Here is a 13,777-nt window from a genome sequence, read left to right as displayed (position 1 = left end):
GTATTGAGTGCTTCAACTGTGGGGCATTAGTTGAGAAAAATCTAGCTCATAGAGTTCATAATTGTCCTAATTGTGGAGTAAAAATTGACCGTGATTGGAATAGCGGAATCAATATTTTGAATCGTGGATTAATGGCGGTTGGACTGCCGCTCAATGGCTGTGGTAAATCAATACAGGATATTGAGGAACAGCAAGTCTCATTTGTGAATTTGAGAAGCCCACATCATAATCTTTGATTTGATGTAGGAGTAGTCACTGGCAATATAGTAATAGCAATAGGGCAATGGCAACATGGATAATCAGCTAAGCTTCATTCTCAAACTCGTCATCCTCTCCACGATAATTTCTGTTATTATTAAATATGCTGCTACCAGTGTACCCATTGCCGCTACATCTGTTAATGGGTTGATTGGTATCCTGGCTCCAACGGTTATTTTAGCGATCGCATTAGTAATTCGAGCCTTGAGCTATGGGAAGTCTGACTCACAAACTAGTGGTAAGCCCTAACTGAGTTTCGCGGTGCGCGATCATAGGTTTACCGAGAGGTTAATACACACCTTGGCTCAATCGTGATGGTGAAGACGATACCAATAACAGAACTTAGCTTGCATGATGTGAAGGTTAAATTTAACCTCAGCCCAGCAGAGGATGAGCAATTTTTCCGAGAGTGGCAGGACGAGTTACCAGAACTTACCGACACTGAACAGCAGTCCTTAGAGCAAATTAAGGCTCACATGCTATACCTGGAACAGTACCCGATGGTGGAAGACATTGTCAAAATGGTAGTGTTGTCTCCCTTATTAGGACTAGCGGGTTTTTATGGTTCTCCCTTTCACCTCAAGACAGAGGCCGCAATAGAAATTGCCGCTGTTGAGGAGCACGAAATCCTGCGAGGGCGTATTGATGTGTTGGTGCTACAAGAGCAGTTTTGGGTATTAGTGATTGAATCGAAACAAGCTGGATTCTCTCTCAAGTCAGCAATTCCTCAGGCATTGACCTACATGATGGCTAATCCTAATCAGTTGCGCCCTAGTTTTGGATTGGTGACTAATGGTACTAATTTCCGGTTTTTGAAACTAACAAAATCCAGTAGACCGATGTATGCTCTGTCCGATGAGTTTACCCTCTATCGTGGCAATGACTGGTATTACGTGCTTAGGATCCTTAAGCGCATTGCTCAATTGGTAGTCAATTGAGTTTTCGTTGCCTTTCCCCTGGTAAGCATATGCGCTACGCGCACGCTACGTGAACAGCCGTCAGCTGATAGCTGATAGCTGATAGCTGACGGCTGATAGCTGATAGCTTACCTGTTCCCTGTTCCCAAGTCTAACAATTGTTAACGCTTCAGTTTCCGCTTGAGTGCTGAAGCTAAACCAATCACACCAAAAATAGCTAATTGACTAAAAACTGAACTCCGTTCCGGGACTGTAGCTGATGCTGGAGTCAGTCGTGCTATCCACCCTTCTGTGTTGCCATCGGGATTGATGCCAAATCCAATAACTGTGGAATTGTCATCGGAAATGTCTTGGGCGACCAAATTAGTCCAACCGGTCAAATCCAATTCCAAGTCATCAATCAATACATCCAGCAGGGGGCGCATACCATTGACCCGATCCCAGATAAAAGGTTCTTGACCCCGGAATCCCTCACTTTGTCCGACTACGATCGAACCATCTCCTGAAACGCCGAAGGCTCTACTAAAGAATCCTCCCCCTGGCAAATCCAAGATTCCTACAATACCGGTTTCCTCAGTCCACACAAAGGCTTCTGTACCGCTAAAGTTACCAATTTGAGCACTACCGCTGGAGTTAGCACTAGCGCTTCTGCCTACAATCACTGAGCCATCAGCGGATACATCTGCTGCTCTACTAAAAAAGGGTCCTCCTGGTAAATCTCCTACTCCCACTACTCCGGTTTCTTCTGTCCAGCGAAATCCTTCTATCCCTGAAGCACTAATGCCACCACCTACAATCACCGAGCCATCTGCTGATGCTCTGACCGCTTGGCTACTAAATCCGCCTTCCGGTAAGTCTCCTAATCCCACTAGTCCGGTTTCCGCTGTCCAACGAAATGCTTCTGTGCCTTGAGGACCATTGCTGTTTCCAACTATCACAGTGCCATCGCTGGATATACCGGATGCAAAACTGCTAAACCCGCCTTCTGGTAAGTCTCCCAATCCTATTATCCCAGTTTCTGCTGTCCAGCGGAATGCTTCAGTTGGTGGTATTACTGTAGATGACGAACTAGCAGCGCTAAAGCTAGCACCAACAACAATAGAACCATCTCCAGATACATCAAATGCGGCACTAACAAAAGGACCACCGGGAAGGTCTCCGAGTCCGACGATGCCAGTGTCTTGTGTCCAACGGAAGGCTTCTCCTTCCAAACCATTACCACTGAAACTGGCTCCTACTACAACTGAGCCATCTGCTGATACTGCAGAGCTATCACTACTAAAAATACTTCCAGGTAAATCTCCTAACCCTTGAAAAAAGACTGTAGCAGTTGCTGGGGTTTGGCTATTTAGTACCCATAAGGGGATACCAACTGTGAAGTAAATTACTGTTGGAACAATTCTTTTAGTCATGCTTAATGTGTTTCTAGGTTAATAGGTATATAGCAATTCTTAAATAGGGAATAGGGAGTAGGGAGTAGGGAGTAGGGAGTAGGCAAGAGGCAAGAGGCAAGAGGCAAGAGGGGAAAAATACTGTAGATGCTTACTATGAGAAATTTTATAGGTAAGTATTCAGCTATGAGCTATCACTTAATGCGCTACGGGAATGGCTGACTGCTGACGGTTACTTCACTCAGCAAACTAAGTTATTGATTGTAAATAAATAACTTAGTTTAAATAATTTAGAAAATTTCTACTATTATTCATGAATTCAGCTTAGCTGTATAGCCAGATTGGCGAGAAGTCAAAAAAAGTTAGCCAATCTGGCTGATAATTGGTGATTTATTCGATAATGCCTGTGAAAGATAAGATAATCTTCAGGAGTTTAAATAAACCAATAAGTAAATTAAATTACCATAAATAAAAAAATGGATTAGGATAGTAGTGTCAAAAATGCACAACCGAGTTTTTTAGTGAATTTCAGGAGGTTTACAATATGGATATTAAGGGGATAAATTTAAATGATATCAAAGATATGAAAATTGATCTAACTAAAGAGATAAAGTCAGACCCAAATACTTTTAACTACAGCACCTGCAAAGCACTTATGTTGGATGATTTTGGTGCTGCTACCAAAGAAGAATCAGTATTCCTATCTATTGAGCCCTCTGGTGTTCCTGTGGGCAAAAGCGTCGGAATTGGTTTCGACACAATCAAATAAGTTTTAAAACTTTATAGGTATTATGGTAAGGGTATTAGGGATTAGAGTAAGCGTAAACTCTGTAGTAATAGACGGGCGCTTAATACTAGGTTATTACCTTAATCCTTAAAGCCTATAATCTATAACCTTAAACATAATCATCCCACTGATGAAACTTAATTTTTTAAAGTGGGATGGTTTGTCATGGTTATGGAAACTAAAAATAACGTAATTAACAGGTTTTTTAAGTTACCTGATTATTTTTCAACTTAAAAATGCGATTTACTGTAGGTCACGCTACGCGAAGGCTAACTGTTACAAGCCGGAAAAATTAAATAATATAACACTCGTTAAAATTTATATATTCCCTCTATTATTAGGTCAAATAATTTAGTAACAATAACAGAATATAGTGGTTATAAATGGCCTAAGCTAAAGGGTTAAGGGCGCATGGGTTGCGCCCTTAAAATTGATTGGTGTGAGAAGCACTATAGCTACTATATTAACTACTAAAATTTAGCTGTCTGGCCAGATTGGCGAGAACTTAAACAAGTTAGCCAATCTGGCTTACAATTGGTAATTTTTTAAATAAAAATTGAGTTGCAAACGTTTTTTTAGTTAATTTGATGAGGTTTAGATCATGAATATTAAGGATATAGATTTCAGTAATATTAAAATCGATGTGACTAAAGAGATTACCCCTATTAGTGATAATGGTATTGACGTAGTCAAAAAAGATCCCAATCCTTTTGTATTTACCGGCTGCAAAGGATTGATGTTGGGTGATTTTGGTGCTGTTACTGGGAACAAAGCCGTTGGAATTGGTTTCAGCCCAATAAAATAATTATTCAAACTTTCTAGGTTTTATGGTAATGGTATTAGGGATTAGGGTAAGCGTAAATTCTGTAGTAATATACCGGCGCTTAATACTAGGTTATTAACCTAAAAGGCTAATCGCTACAGCCTATAATCTATAACCTTCAACATAATCATCCCACTGATAAAACTTGATTTTTAAAAGTGGGATGGTTTGTCATGGTTATTGAAACTAAAAATGAATGAATTAATAGGTATTTTAACTTACGTAACTATGTTTAAAATAAAAAATGCAATTGACCGTAGGTAACGCTACAGGAACGCTAACTGATTAAAGCCGTAAAAGGTAAATAATAATATAACACTCGTTAAAATTTATATATTTCCTATATTATTAACTCAAGTAATTTCGTAATACTAACCGAATCGAGTGGTTATAAATGGCCTAATAAAAGGGTTAAGAGTGCAACCTATGCGCCCTTAAATTTGATTGGTGTGAGAAGCACTATAGCTACTATAGTAACGAGTAAAATTTAGGTTGATAGCCAGATTGGCGCGAAGTTAAAACCTTTCGCCAATCTGGCTAATAATTGGTGAATCTTTCGATAATACTTGAATAGCAACCGATTTATTTAGTTAATTTCAGGATGTTTTTACCATGAATATTACGGATCTTAAAGTTACTGATATGCCAGTTGAAACAATTAACACAGGCCTCACTTTACCCACAGAAATCAAAGACCCCAATCCTTTTGTATTTACCGGCTGCAAAGCAATTATGTTGGAGGATTTTGATAGTCTTCCTATTATAACAACTATAGAAAGTGCATCAGTAGCAGCAGTTACTGGCTTATAAAAGGAGATATTCCTACCATCCTTAGTTGAAAATAACTCCGATAATTCCTCAAAATTTATAGGTAAGCATTCAGCAGTCAGGCGTTGCTTAATAATGGAATGATTTTAAGAGTTTTCTGGAATGGACATCAGGCATGGAATGGGCATCTTGCGTAGAACTGGCATCTTGCGTAGAACTGGCATCTTGCCAGTTTCATGCTTATTTTCGAGCGGGCAGGATGCCCACTCTACTCTTATTCATTCCATTATTAAGCAACGCCCAGCAGGCTACCGATGTTTTCAAAAAAATTTAGTCGATCTAACTCCCGTCAGATCAAAACCATCAATCAACCAACCACAATAAACTCACTATCAACAGTAGCGGTTAGTGTGCCCTGATCCAGCAGAGCCTGATAAACCATCGCAGCTACCTCACCACGAGTGGCTTCACGCACCGGATTGAGTTTCCTCAGTTCAGGGGAATTCACCACAATCTTCTTTTTAGTAGCAGTTATTACTTGATCTGTGGCATAGCTGGGAATATCTCCTTTGTCATCATAGAGATCCAAAGCATTAGGATCGGATTGTTTTAAACCCAAACCATTTACTAAGGAAACAATCACATCTGCTCGCTTGACATTATCGGCTTGTCCGAAGTTGCCATCAGTATAACCAGAGAGGAATCCACCGCGATAGGCTTTTTGAATCGCATCCTTTGCCCAAGATCCATCACCGACATCTTTGAATTGCTTGGCCTCTCTTATCGCTGAAGGGTTGAACGCTTTGCTAATCAAGGCAGCATATTGAGCACGGTTGATCTTATCGTTAGGTTTAAAGTTAGTGTTGTCAACACCTGAAACTATCTCTTTTTTCAACAATTCCTGAATAAAGGGTTTCGCCCAGTGGTTTTCAATGTCTGCGAATGTGGGTATCCCGTCGTCCTCAAATTTGACAATATATTGATTAGCAATGAGGCTGACTTTGTTAGCATCCACTAAGGCTTGATAAACCATCGCAGCTACTTCAGCACGGGTAGCATTGCGAGTGGGATTGAGTTGCCTGAGATTGCTGTGATTTACGATAATTTCTTTTTTGGTTGCGGTTTTGACAGCCTCAATGGCGTAGGTAGGAATGGAAGCGCTGTCATCGTAGGCTTGTAAGGCATTGGGGCTCGAAGCGGTTAAGTCTAACCCATTCACCAGTGAAACAATTATTTGGGCACGCTGAACCTTGTCTGTGGGTTTGAATGTCCCCCCAGGGTAGCCAGAGAGGAATCCACCACGATAGGCTTGTTGAATATTTTCGTAAGCCCAATAATCAGAAGCAACATCACTGAAATCCTTGGCTTCCCTTTCAGCTGAAGGATTGAAAGCCTTGACCAACAAGGCCGCATATTCAGCACGGGTCATAGTGTTGTCTGGCTTAAAGGTGTCATCAGGAAAGCCACTAATGTATCCTTTACTGTACAATCCCTTGATGAAATCCTCTGCCCAATGACCGGCAATATCCTTTAACTTTTTGTCTCCATTATCAACAGGACCAACAACGCTCACGCCATCAAGATTAATCTTACCACTGACTTTTGAGGCAACTAACACATTGCCCACGGAACTCAGCTCAACGCTGGTGAAATTTTGTAAATCAAACTCACCGTTGTTACGCAGTATGTTTTGCCCTGGGTCACCTGCAGTTCCCAAATCTGGAAAACCATTGCTAGAAACTGACAGACCAAATCTTTCGTTGTTTTCAATCCGATTCTTACGAAGTATCGGTCGAGCGTCCCCAGAAACCACTATCCCAAAGGTGTTTTCAGAGGTTTCGTTCTCGACCAGCCTGGGCGCTGCATTACCATCAACAGCAATGCCATTACCCATTTTTTTACAGATATTCCCTTGGATGTTCCCTTTGGCATCCCTGGTAATCGATATCCCTTGACCCTCTATACCGCTACCAATGAAATTATTATCTTTAATTTCTGGTGTGGCCTCACCAGTGACATTAACCCCTTCACGATTGCACTCTTGCAAGGTACAATTAGCTACTGTAGGGCTACCAGACTCAATCCAGGCTCCAGTGCCTCTGCGCTCACGATTGGTAATAGTTACTCCCGTCAGTTCGGTATCCTTAGCTAGGATAAGGGTCGCGTTTTGACCACCACCAAAACGGGTGTTGAACTCCCCGTTGCCTTCAATTAAGATATCCTTGCCTTTGTTGGCTTCATCGCCTAAAATTTTTATACCAGAGGGAGCTTTCAGGGGGAAGGTTTCACCACTGCTGGTATCATAAGTACCAGGTTTTAGTTCAATCTGGTCACCTGATCCAGCTGACTCGAATGCTTTGGTAATAGTTTTAAAGGGTGTAGATTCGCTACCATCAGCGCTATCATTTCCAGTAGCTGGATTGATGTATAGAGTTGCCATAATTTAGAATTACCCAAAACACTTAAGAACACAGCAAAACGGCGGTGTCACCCATGATAGGGTTCACCACTTACTAATTTCCTGAGCAGGAGGCTAACATTCTTTAGAAAGACTCTTAAGAATTGTTGCCCAGATAGTGTGCCTGCTTTTACTGCCTATATCTCAAAGTTTAAGCCCGATTTTTAGCCTCTTGCTTATTGCCTTTCGCGTAGCGCTATATAAAAAAAAGCCTGCACTCAGCAGGCTACCGATGTTTTAAGAAAGATTTAGTTGATATAACCTTGGTCAGGTCGAAACCATAAATCAACCAACCACAATGTACTCACTATTCACAGCAGCAGTTAGTGTGCCCTGATCGAGCATAGCCTGATAAACCATCGCAGCTACTTCACCACGAGTGGCTTCACGCACGGGATTGAGTTTCCTCTGGTCAGGGGAATTCACCACAATCAGTTTTTTAGTAGCGGTTATTACTTGATCTGTGGCATAGCTGGGAATATCTCCTTTGTCATCATAGAGATCCAAAGCATTGGGGTCTGATTCTTTTAAACCCAAGCCATTAACCAAGGAAACAATCACATCCGCTCGCTTAACATTATCCCCTTGTCCAAAGTTGCCATTAGTGTAACCAGAGAGGAATCCACCGCGATAGGCTTTTTGAATCGCATCCTTTGCCCAAGACCCATCACCGACATCTTTGAAGTCCTTAGCTTCCCTGATCGCTGAAGGGTTGAAGGCTTTGCTAATCAAGGCCGCATATTGAGCACGGTTGATCTTATCGTTAGGTTTAAAGTTAGTGTTGTCAACACCTGAAATTATACCTTCTGCCAACAATCCCTGAATAAACTCCTTCGCCCAGTGGTTTTGAATGTCTGCGAATGTGGGTATCCCGTCGTCCTCAAATTTGACAATATATTGATTAGCAATAAGGCCAACTTTGTTAGCATCCACTAAGGCTTGATAAACCATGGCAGCTACTTCAGCACGGGTAGCATTGCGAGTGGGGTTGAGTTGCCTGAGATTGCTGTGATTTACGATAATTTCTTTTTTGGTTGCGGTTTTGACAGCTTCAATGGCGTAGGTAGGAATGGAACCGCTGTCATCGTAAGCTTGTAAGGCATTGGGACTGGCAGCTGTTAAGTCTAACCCATTGACCAGTGAAACAATGATTTGGGCACGCTGGACCTTGTCTGTGGGTTTGAATGTGCCCCCAGGGTAGCCAGAGAGGAATCCACCACGATAGGCTTGTTTAATCTTGTCGTAAGCCCAATAACTGGAAGCAACATCCGTGAAATCCTTGGCTTCCCTTTCAGCTGAAGGATTGAAAGCGTTGACCAACAAGGCCGCATATTCAGCACGGGTCATGGTTTGGTCTGGCTTAAAGCTGCCATCACCAAAGCCACTAATGTACCCTTCACTGTACAATCCCTCGATGAAATCCTCTGCCCAATGACCAGCAATATCAGTTAACTTTTTATCACCACCAGGTAAGGTATCATCTCCACCGCCACCAACTACGGTATCATCTCCACCGCCACCGACTACGGTATCATCTCCACCGCCACCACCAACTACGGTATCATCTCCACCGCCACCAACTACGGTATCATCTCCACCGCCACCAACTACGGTATCATCTCCACCGCCAGGCACGTCAGCGATCGCATCCTGAATTGAAACCGGACCACTGGCTTTTGAGGCAACTAACACATTGCCCACTGAAATCAACTGGACGCTGGTGAAATTTTGTAAATCAAACTCACCGTTGTTACGCAGTGCGTTTTCCCCTGGGTCTCCTGCGGTTCCCAAATCTGGCAAACCCTTCCCAGAAACTGACAGACCAAATCTTTCGTTGTTTTCAATCCGATTCTTACGCAGTATCGGTCGAGCGTCCCCAGAAACCACTATCCCAAAGATGTTTTCAGAGGTTCTGTTATCGACCAGCCTTGGGGCTGCATTACCATCAACAGCAATGCCATTACCCATTTTTATACAGGTATTTCCTTGGATGTTTCCTTTGGCATCCCTGGTAATCGATATCCCTTGACCCTCTATACCGCTACCAATGAAATTATTATCTTTAATTTCTGGTGTGGCCTCACCAGTGACATTAACCCCTTCACGATTGCACTCAAAGAAGGTACAATTAGCTACTACAGGGCTACCAGACTCAATCCAGGCACCAGTGCCTCTGCGCTCCCGGTTGGTCATAGTGACTCCCTTCAGCTCCGTATCCTTAGCTAGGATAAGGGTCACGTTTTGGCCACCACCGAAACGGGTGTTGAACAACCCGTTGCCTTCAATTAAGATGTCCTTGCCTTTGTTGGCTTCATCCCCTATAATTTTTACACCAGAGGGAGCTTTCAATGGGAAGGTTTCACCACTGCCAGTATTATAAGTACCAGGTTTTAGTTGAATCTGGTCACCTGATCCAGCTGAATCAAATGCTTTGGTAATAGTTTTAAAGGGCGTAGATTCGCTACCATCAGCGCTATCACTTCCAGTAGCTGGATTGACGTATAGAGTTGCCATAATTTAGGATTACCCAAAACGCTTAAGAACACAGCAAAACGGCGGTGTCACCCATGGGAGGGTTCACCACTTGCTAATTTACTGAGCAGGAGGCTAACATTCTTTAGAAATACTCTTAAGAATTGTTGCCCAGATAGTGTGCCTGCTTTTACTGCCTATATCTCACAGTTTAAGCTCGATTTTCAGTAAATGTCCATATTATTAATGAGTCCTTAGTCTTTAGTCTTTAGTCTTTAGCTAAGACCGCGAGAAGCCCCACAACGAACATGCGCAGCATGAGTGTGGGATGAATCGCGGAGCTAGAACTTTGATCAACAGCCTGAAAAAAGTTATACTAAAAATAGTAGGGAAAACAAATTAAGAGCTAACCGCCACCTACGTGCTTAAAAATAGAACTTATTGTATTGTTCCGGTGCGGAGGGGCATCCCGTGTCGTCAATAAAGCTTGCCGTTCGCGTAGCGTGGCCAAAGGCCTTGTATCCGAACCGTTGGGTGGAGTTGGCAAGAAGCCCACACTGTAATCTCTGATTCAGTGTGGGAGTATGTCACTGCTTTGACTTTGGTCTTGGTGATTAGTGCTTTCTCCAAATTGATTAACAGATTGACAAAGATTAGGTCTCCTGGCAGCTACCAAGGATAAAGCACCAATTACCAAGCACCAATTACCAAGCACCAATGACTAATGACTAATGGGACTTAAGCTGATTTACTTTGGATTTCCTGTTCTGGCAAGGTGAGAATCTCTACGCCGTCAGCAGTGACCACTACAGTGTGTTCAAATTGGGCAGAAAGTTTGCGATCGCGTGTTAGAGCTGTCCACTTATCAGCTAGAATTTCCACTTCGTAGGTACCTTCGTTAATCATTGGCTCGATAGTGAAAACCATACCAGCCCGGAGGCGTTTTCCTTTGCCTCTAGTGCCATAGTGAGGAATTTGGGGAGCTGTATGGAAAATCTTGCTAATCCCGTGTCCAACAAAGTCTCGCACTACGGAAAAGCCGTTGGACTCGGCATACTCTTGGATAGCAGCACCAATATCGCCAACTCTTGCTCCTGGCTTGACCTCAGCAATACCACGCATCATACATTCTTCAGTAACTTCCACCAGCTTTTTTGCTAGGGGTGAGGGTGTACCAACACAAAATGTTCTAGAGGTATCCCCGTGATATCCATCCAGCTTTGGTGTTACGTCAACATTAATGATGTCCCCATCTTTAAGGATTTGCTTACCGTTAGGAATACCGTGACAGACAACGTCATTGATACTGGTACAGATAGATTTAGGAAAGCCCTGATAGCCTAAGGGAGCACTGATTGCCCCATGCTCTTTTGTCCAGCGTTCCGCTTCATCATTAATCTCTAGGGTGCTTACCCCTGGCTTAACCATGGGTTCTAAATGGTCTAAGAGTGCAGTGGCTAAGCGTCCAGCAAGACGCATTTTAGCTATTTCTCTACTGGATAAGATGACAATTCGTTCAGCTGCCATGAGTGTTTATTCCGTCAATTACCCGAAAACTTAGGATAAGATACACTATTTGTTGTTTTTTTAATTGTACAATAATTTGATCACTTATTAACGCCGGTGGGCTTGATAGCAATCGGTGAAGTATATTGTGGATTTTAGGGAATCGGGAATCGGGAATCGGGAATCGGGAATTGGGAATTGGGAATTGGGAATCGGGAATCGGGAATCGGGAATCGGGAATCGGGAATTGGGAATTGGGAATCGGGAACAGGTAAAAATGGTATGTAACTGGTCTTTTCGTTGCTATCCAAAGCGAGAATATTTCAATAAAATAGGTCAGTTGATAAGACCAAGTAGGAGTCGATTGTGGAAGTCAAAGCCGCAGTAGCTTTTGAAGCAGGCAAACCGTTATCCATTGAAACGGTTCAGGTAGCCGAACCTAAGGCGGGTGAGGTGATGGTGGAAATTAAAGCAACCGGAGTATGCCATACCGATGCTTATACCCTCTCTGGCGCAGATCCAGAAGGACTATTCCCAGCCATTCTAGGACATGAGGGAGCAGGTGTAGTGGTTGAGGTGGGTGAAGGGGTGACTAGCGTCGAGGTAGGAGACCATGTGATTCCTCTCTATATCCCTGAGTGCCGTCAATGTGAATACTGTTTAAGTGGTAAAACCAATCTCTGTCAGGCAATTCGGAATACCCAAGGACGTGGTTTGATGCCGGATGGTACCAGTCGCTTCTCTGTGGATGACAAAATGCTCCATCATTACATGGGCACATCCACCTTTGCTAACTATACCGTACTGCCAGAAATCGCAGTGGCAAAAATCCGCAAAGATGCTCCCTTTGATAAAGTTTGTTACATCGGTTGCGGAGTTACAACCGGTATTGGTGCTGTGATCAATTCCGCTAAAGTTCAACCAGGTTCGAGAGTCGTGGTATTTGGACTTGGGGGAATTGGTTTGAATGTGATTCAAGGCGCACGGATGGTGGGTGCTAGCCAAATTGTAGGTGTTGATATTAATCCTAAAAAACAACAACTTGCGGAAAAATTCGGCATGACGGATTTTGTCAATCCTAATGAAGTAGAAGGAGATTTAGTCCCTTACATTATTGATTTAACCAAAGGTGGCGCTGATTATAGTTTCGAGTGTATTGGTAATGTTAAAGTGATGCGCCAAGCTCTAGAATGTTGCCACAAAGGTTGGGGTGAATCTATTATTATCGGTGTCGCCGGTGCTGGAGAAGAAATCAATACTCGACCTTTTCAACTGGTGACTGGACGGGTCTGGCGGGGTACAGCTTTTGGGGGAGCTAGAGGACGCACGGATGTTCCTAAAATCGTAGATTGGTATATGGAAGGTAAGATCAATATTGATGACATGATTACCCATGTCATGCCCTTAGAAAAAATTAATGATGCCTTCGATTTGATGCATCAGGGTGAGTCGATTAGGAGTGTGATTACCTTTTGATAGTTGAAGGTGAGTTGGTTTAAGGTTTGTTGGTTTAAGGTTTAAGGTTTGTTGGTTTAAGGTTGAAGGTTGTTCGCGTAGCGTGGCCTTTTGGCCAAGGTTTGAAGGTTGAAGGTTGTTCGCGTAGCGTGGCCTTTTGGCCAAGGTTTGAAGGTTGTTCGCGTAGCGTGGCCTTTTGGCCAAGGTTTGAAGGTTAAGAGTCAATAATATACTGAATTGGAAACATTTCTATTTCATAAAACCTCAGCAGTTAGCGGTCAGCTAAAGGCGTTTTTTCTAAAATAATCGCTATAGGGTGATCGCATTTTTACTCTTTACTATAGCGTTTCTATAAATCATGAGGTACAGATTATTTTTTACCTCTTCTCTCTTCCCTTCCCCTCCTCGGAGGGGTTAGGGGTGGGTTCCTCTTCACTGCTCCCTGCTCCCTGCTCCCTGCTCCCTAAAAACCAGAAATTTGTACCTCGTATAATTGCTATAACTCCTCTATTATGTCCTAAATATACCTTTATTTTCTATATCTCATTCAGGTCTTAAAAAAAATTATAAAAACCCTTGACAACTAATACTATACTCATTATGATTATAGTATACAAGCTACAAGCAAAAGGTGACCATTATGGATTCCGAATTTCGCCCAAACCCAGAGACAAATCCCGAGGATATAACTCCTAGTAATAATCCTCAAGAATCGTTTCCTAAAAAATACCCGGTTCAGCATATTTTGAGGGGCTCCCGCAAGGGCATAATTAACACCATGCATTCCCTCTATGCAGTGGGTTATGCCGAAATCTCCGAGTGGAGTCCTGTGCAGCCGACGGGGCTTCCTGGGGAATTTATTACGATGATGACTAAGTACATAACTCGTGCGGCTTGTTCTAAGTAGGAGCCTCTAGAAAATAGAGGGGTATGACTTAGGTA

14 protein-coding genes are annotated in these 13,777 nt (G+C 42.8%); 9 read left to right on the top strand and 5 right to left on the bottom strand.

The window, feature by feature from the left end:
- The 3 genes from F6K52_RS20910 to F6K52_RS20900 all read left to right on the top strand — a co-directional run.
- On the top strand, positions 1 to 236 hold a 236-nt coding region (locus F6K52_RS20910; RefSeq protein WP_293081985.1), incomplete at its 5' end, for a zinc ribbon domain-containing protein.
- Between the two features lie 55 nt (positions 237 to 291).
- The gene (locus F6K52_RS20905) at positions 292 to 507 is read left to right on the top strand and encodes a hypothetical protein (protein ID WP_293081981.1); all 216 of its coding nucleotides are present in this window, start codon (positions 292 to 294) and stop codon (positions 505 to 507) included.
- 65 nt (positions 508 to 572) lie between these two features.
- Positions 573 to 1,196, top strand: a complete 624-nt coding sequence (locus F6K52_RS20900; protein WP_293081978.1) for a type I restriction enzyme HsdR N-terminal domain-containing protein — start codon at positions 573 to 575, stop codon at positions 1,194 to 1,196.
- A gap of 140 nt (positions 1,197 to 1,336) precedes the next feature.
- Here F6K52_RS20900 and F6K52_RS20895 read toward each other — a convergent pair whose 3' ends face one another.
- Positions 1,337 to 2,587: a PEP-CTERM sorting domain-containing protein gene (locus tag F6K52_RS20895; RefSeq protein WP_293081975.1), complete on the bottom strand. Its 1,251-nt coding sequence runs from the start codon at positions 2,585 to 2,587 to the stop codon at positions 1,337 to 1,339.
- Between the two features lie 523 nt (positions 2,588 to 3,110).
- Between F6K52_RS20895 and F6K52_RS20890 the strand changes: the two genes are divergently transcribed.
- From F6K52_RS20890 to F6K52_RS20875, 4 genes are all read left to right on the top strand, one after another.
- Positions 3,111 to 3,335, top strand: a complete 225-nt coding sequence (locus F6K52_RS20890) for a hypothetical protein (RefSeq protein WP_293081972.1) — start codon at positions 3,111 to 3,113, stop codon at positions 3,333 to 3,335.
- 619 nt (positions 3,336 to 3,954) lie between these two features.
- Positions 3,955 to 4,158, top strand: a complete 204-nt coding sequence (locus tag F6K52_RS20885; protein WP_293081969.1) for a hypothetical protein — start codon at positions 3,955 to 3,957, stop codon at positions 4,156 to 4,158.
- Between the two features lie 630 nt (positions 4,159 to 4,788).
- The gene (locus tag F6K52_RS20880; protein ID WP_293081966.1) at positions 4,789 to 4,986 is read left to right on the top strand and encodes a hypothetical protein; all 198 of its coding nucleotides are present in this window, start codon (positions 4,789 to 4,791) and stop codon (positions 4,984 to 4,986) included.
- 133 nt (positions 4,987 to 5,119) lie between these two features.
- A complete protein-coding gene (locus F6K52_RS20875; protein ID WP_293081963.1) occupies positions 5,120 to 5,278 on the top strand; it encodes a hypothetical protein in 159 nt (52 codons plus the stop codon).
- 33 nt (positions 5,279 to 5,311) lie between these two features.
- On the opposite strand, the gene F6K52_RS20870 is transcribed toward F6K52_RS20875, so the two are convergent.
- From F6K52_RS20870 to F6K52_RS20855, 4 genes are all read right to left on the bottom strand, one after another.
- A complete protein-coding gene (locus tag F6K52_RS20870; protein ID WP_293081960.1) occupies positions 5,312 to 7,384 on the bottom strand; it encodes an S-layer homology domain-containing protein in 2,073 nt (690 codons plus the stop codon).
- Between the two features lie 303 nt (positions 7,385 to 7,687).
- A complete protein-coding gene (locus F6K52_RS20865) occupies positions 7,688 to 9,916 on the bottom strand; it encodes an S-layer homology domain-containing protein (RefSeq protein ID WP_293081957.1) in 2,229 nt (742 codons plus the stop codon).
- 696 nt (positions 9,917 to 10,612) lie between these two features.
- Positions 10,613 to 11,401: a type I methionyl aminopeptidase gene (gene map / locus F6K52_RS20860; RefSeq protein WP_293081954.1), complete on the bottom strand. Its 789-nt coding sequence runs from the start codon at positions 11,399 to 11,401 to the stop codon at positions 10,613 to 10,615.
- A gap of 134 nt (positions 11,402 to 11,535) precedes the next feature.
- Positions 11,536 to 11,691, bottom strand: coding sequence for a hypothetical protein (locus tag F6K52_RS20855; RefSeq protein WP_293081951.1), 156 nt, complete (start codon positions 11,689 to 11,691; stop codon positions 11,536 to 11,538).
- 52 nt (positions 11,692 to 11,743) lie between these two features.
- On the opposite strand from F6K52_RS20855, the gene F6K52_RS20850 reads away from it, so the two are divergent.
- Positions 11,744 to 12,856, top strand: a complete 1,113-nt coding sequence (locus F6K52_RS20850; protein WP_364418856.1) for an S-(hydroxymethyl)glutathione dehydrogenase/class III alcohol dehydrogenase — start codon at positions 11,744 to 11,746, stop codon at positions 12,854 to 12,856.
- 619 nt (positions 12,857 to 13,475) lie between these two features.
- Positions 13,476 to 13,742, top strand: a complete 267-nt coding sequence (locus F6K52_RS20845; protein ID WP_293081945.1) for a hypothetical protein — start codon at positions 13,476 to 13,478, stop codon at positions 13,740 to 13,742.
- Positions 13,743 to 13,777 lie beyond the last annotated feature (35 nt).

Origin of the sequence: Moorena sp. SIO3H5, assembly GCF_010692395.1 — a bacterium.
GTDB lineage: Bacteria > Cyanobacteriota > Cyanobacteriia > Cyanobacteriales > Coleofasciculaceae > Moorena.
Note: the sequence above shows the minus strand (reverse complement) of the source record. Positions and strands in the feature narration are given on the sequence as shown.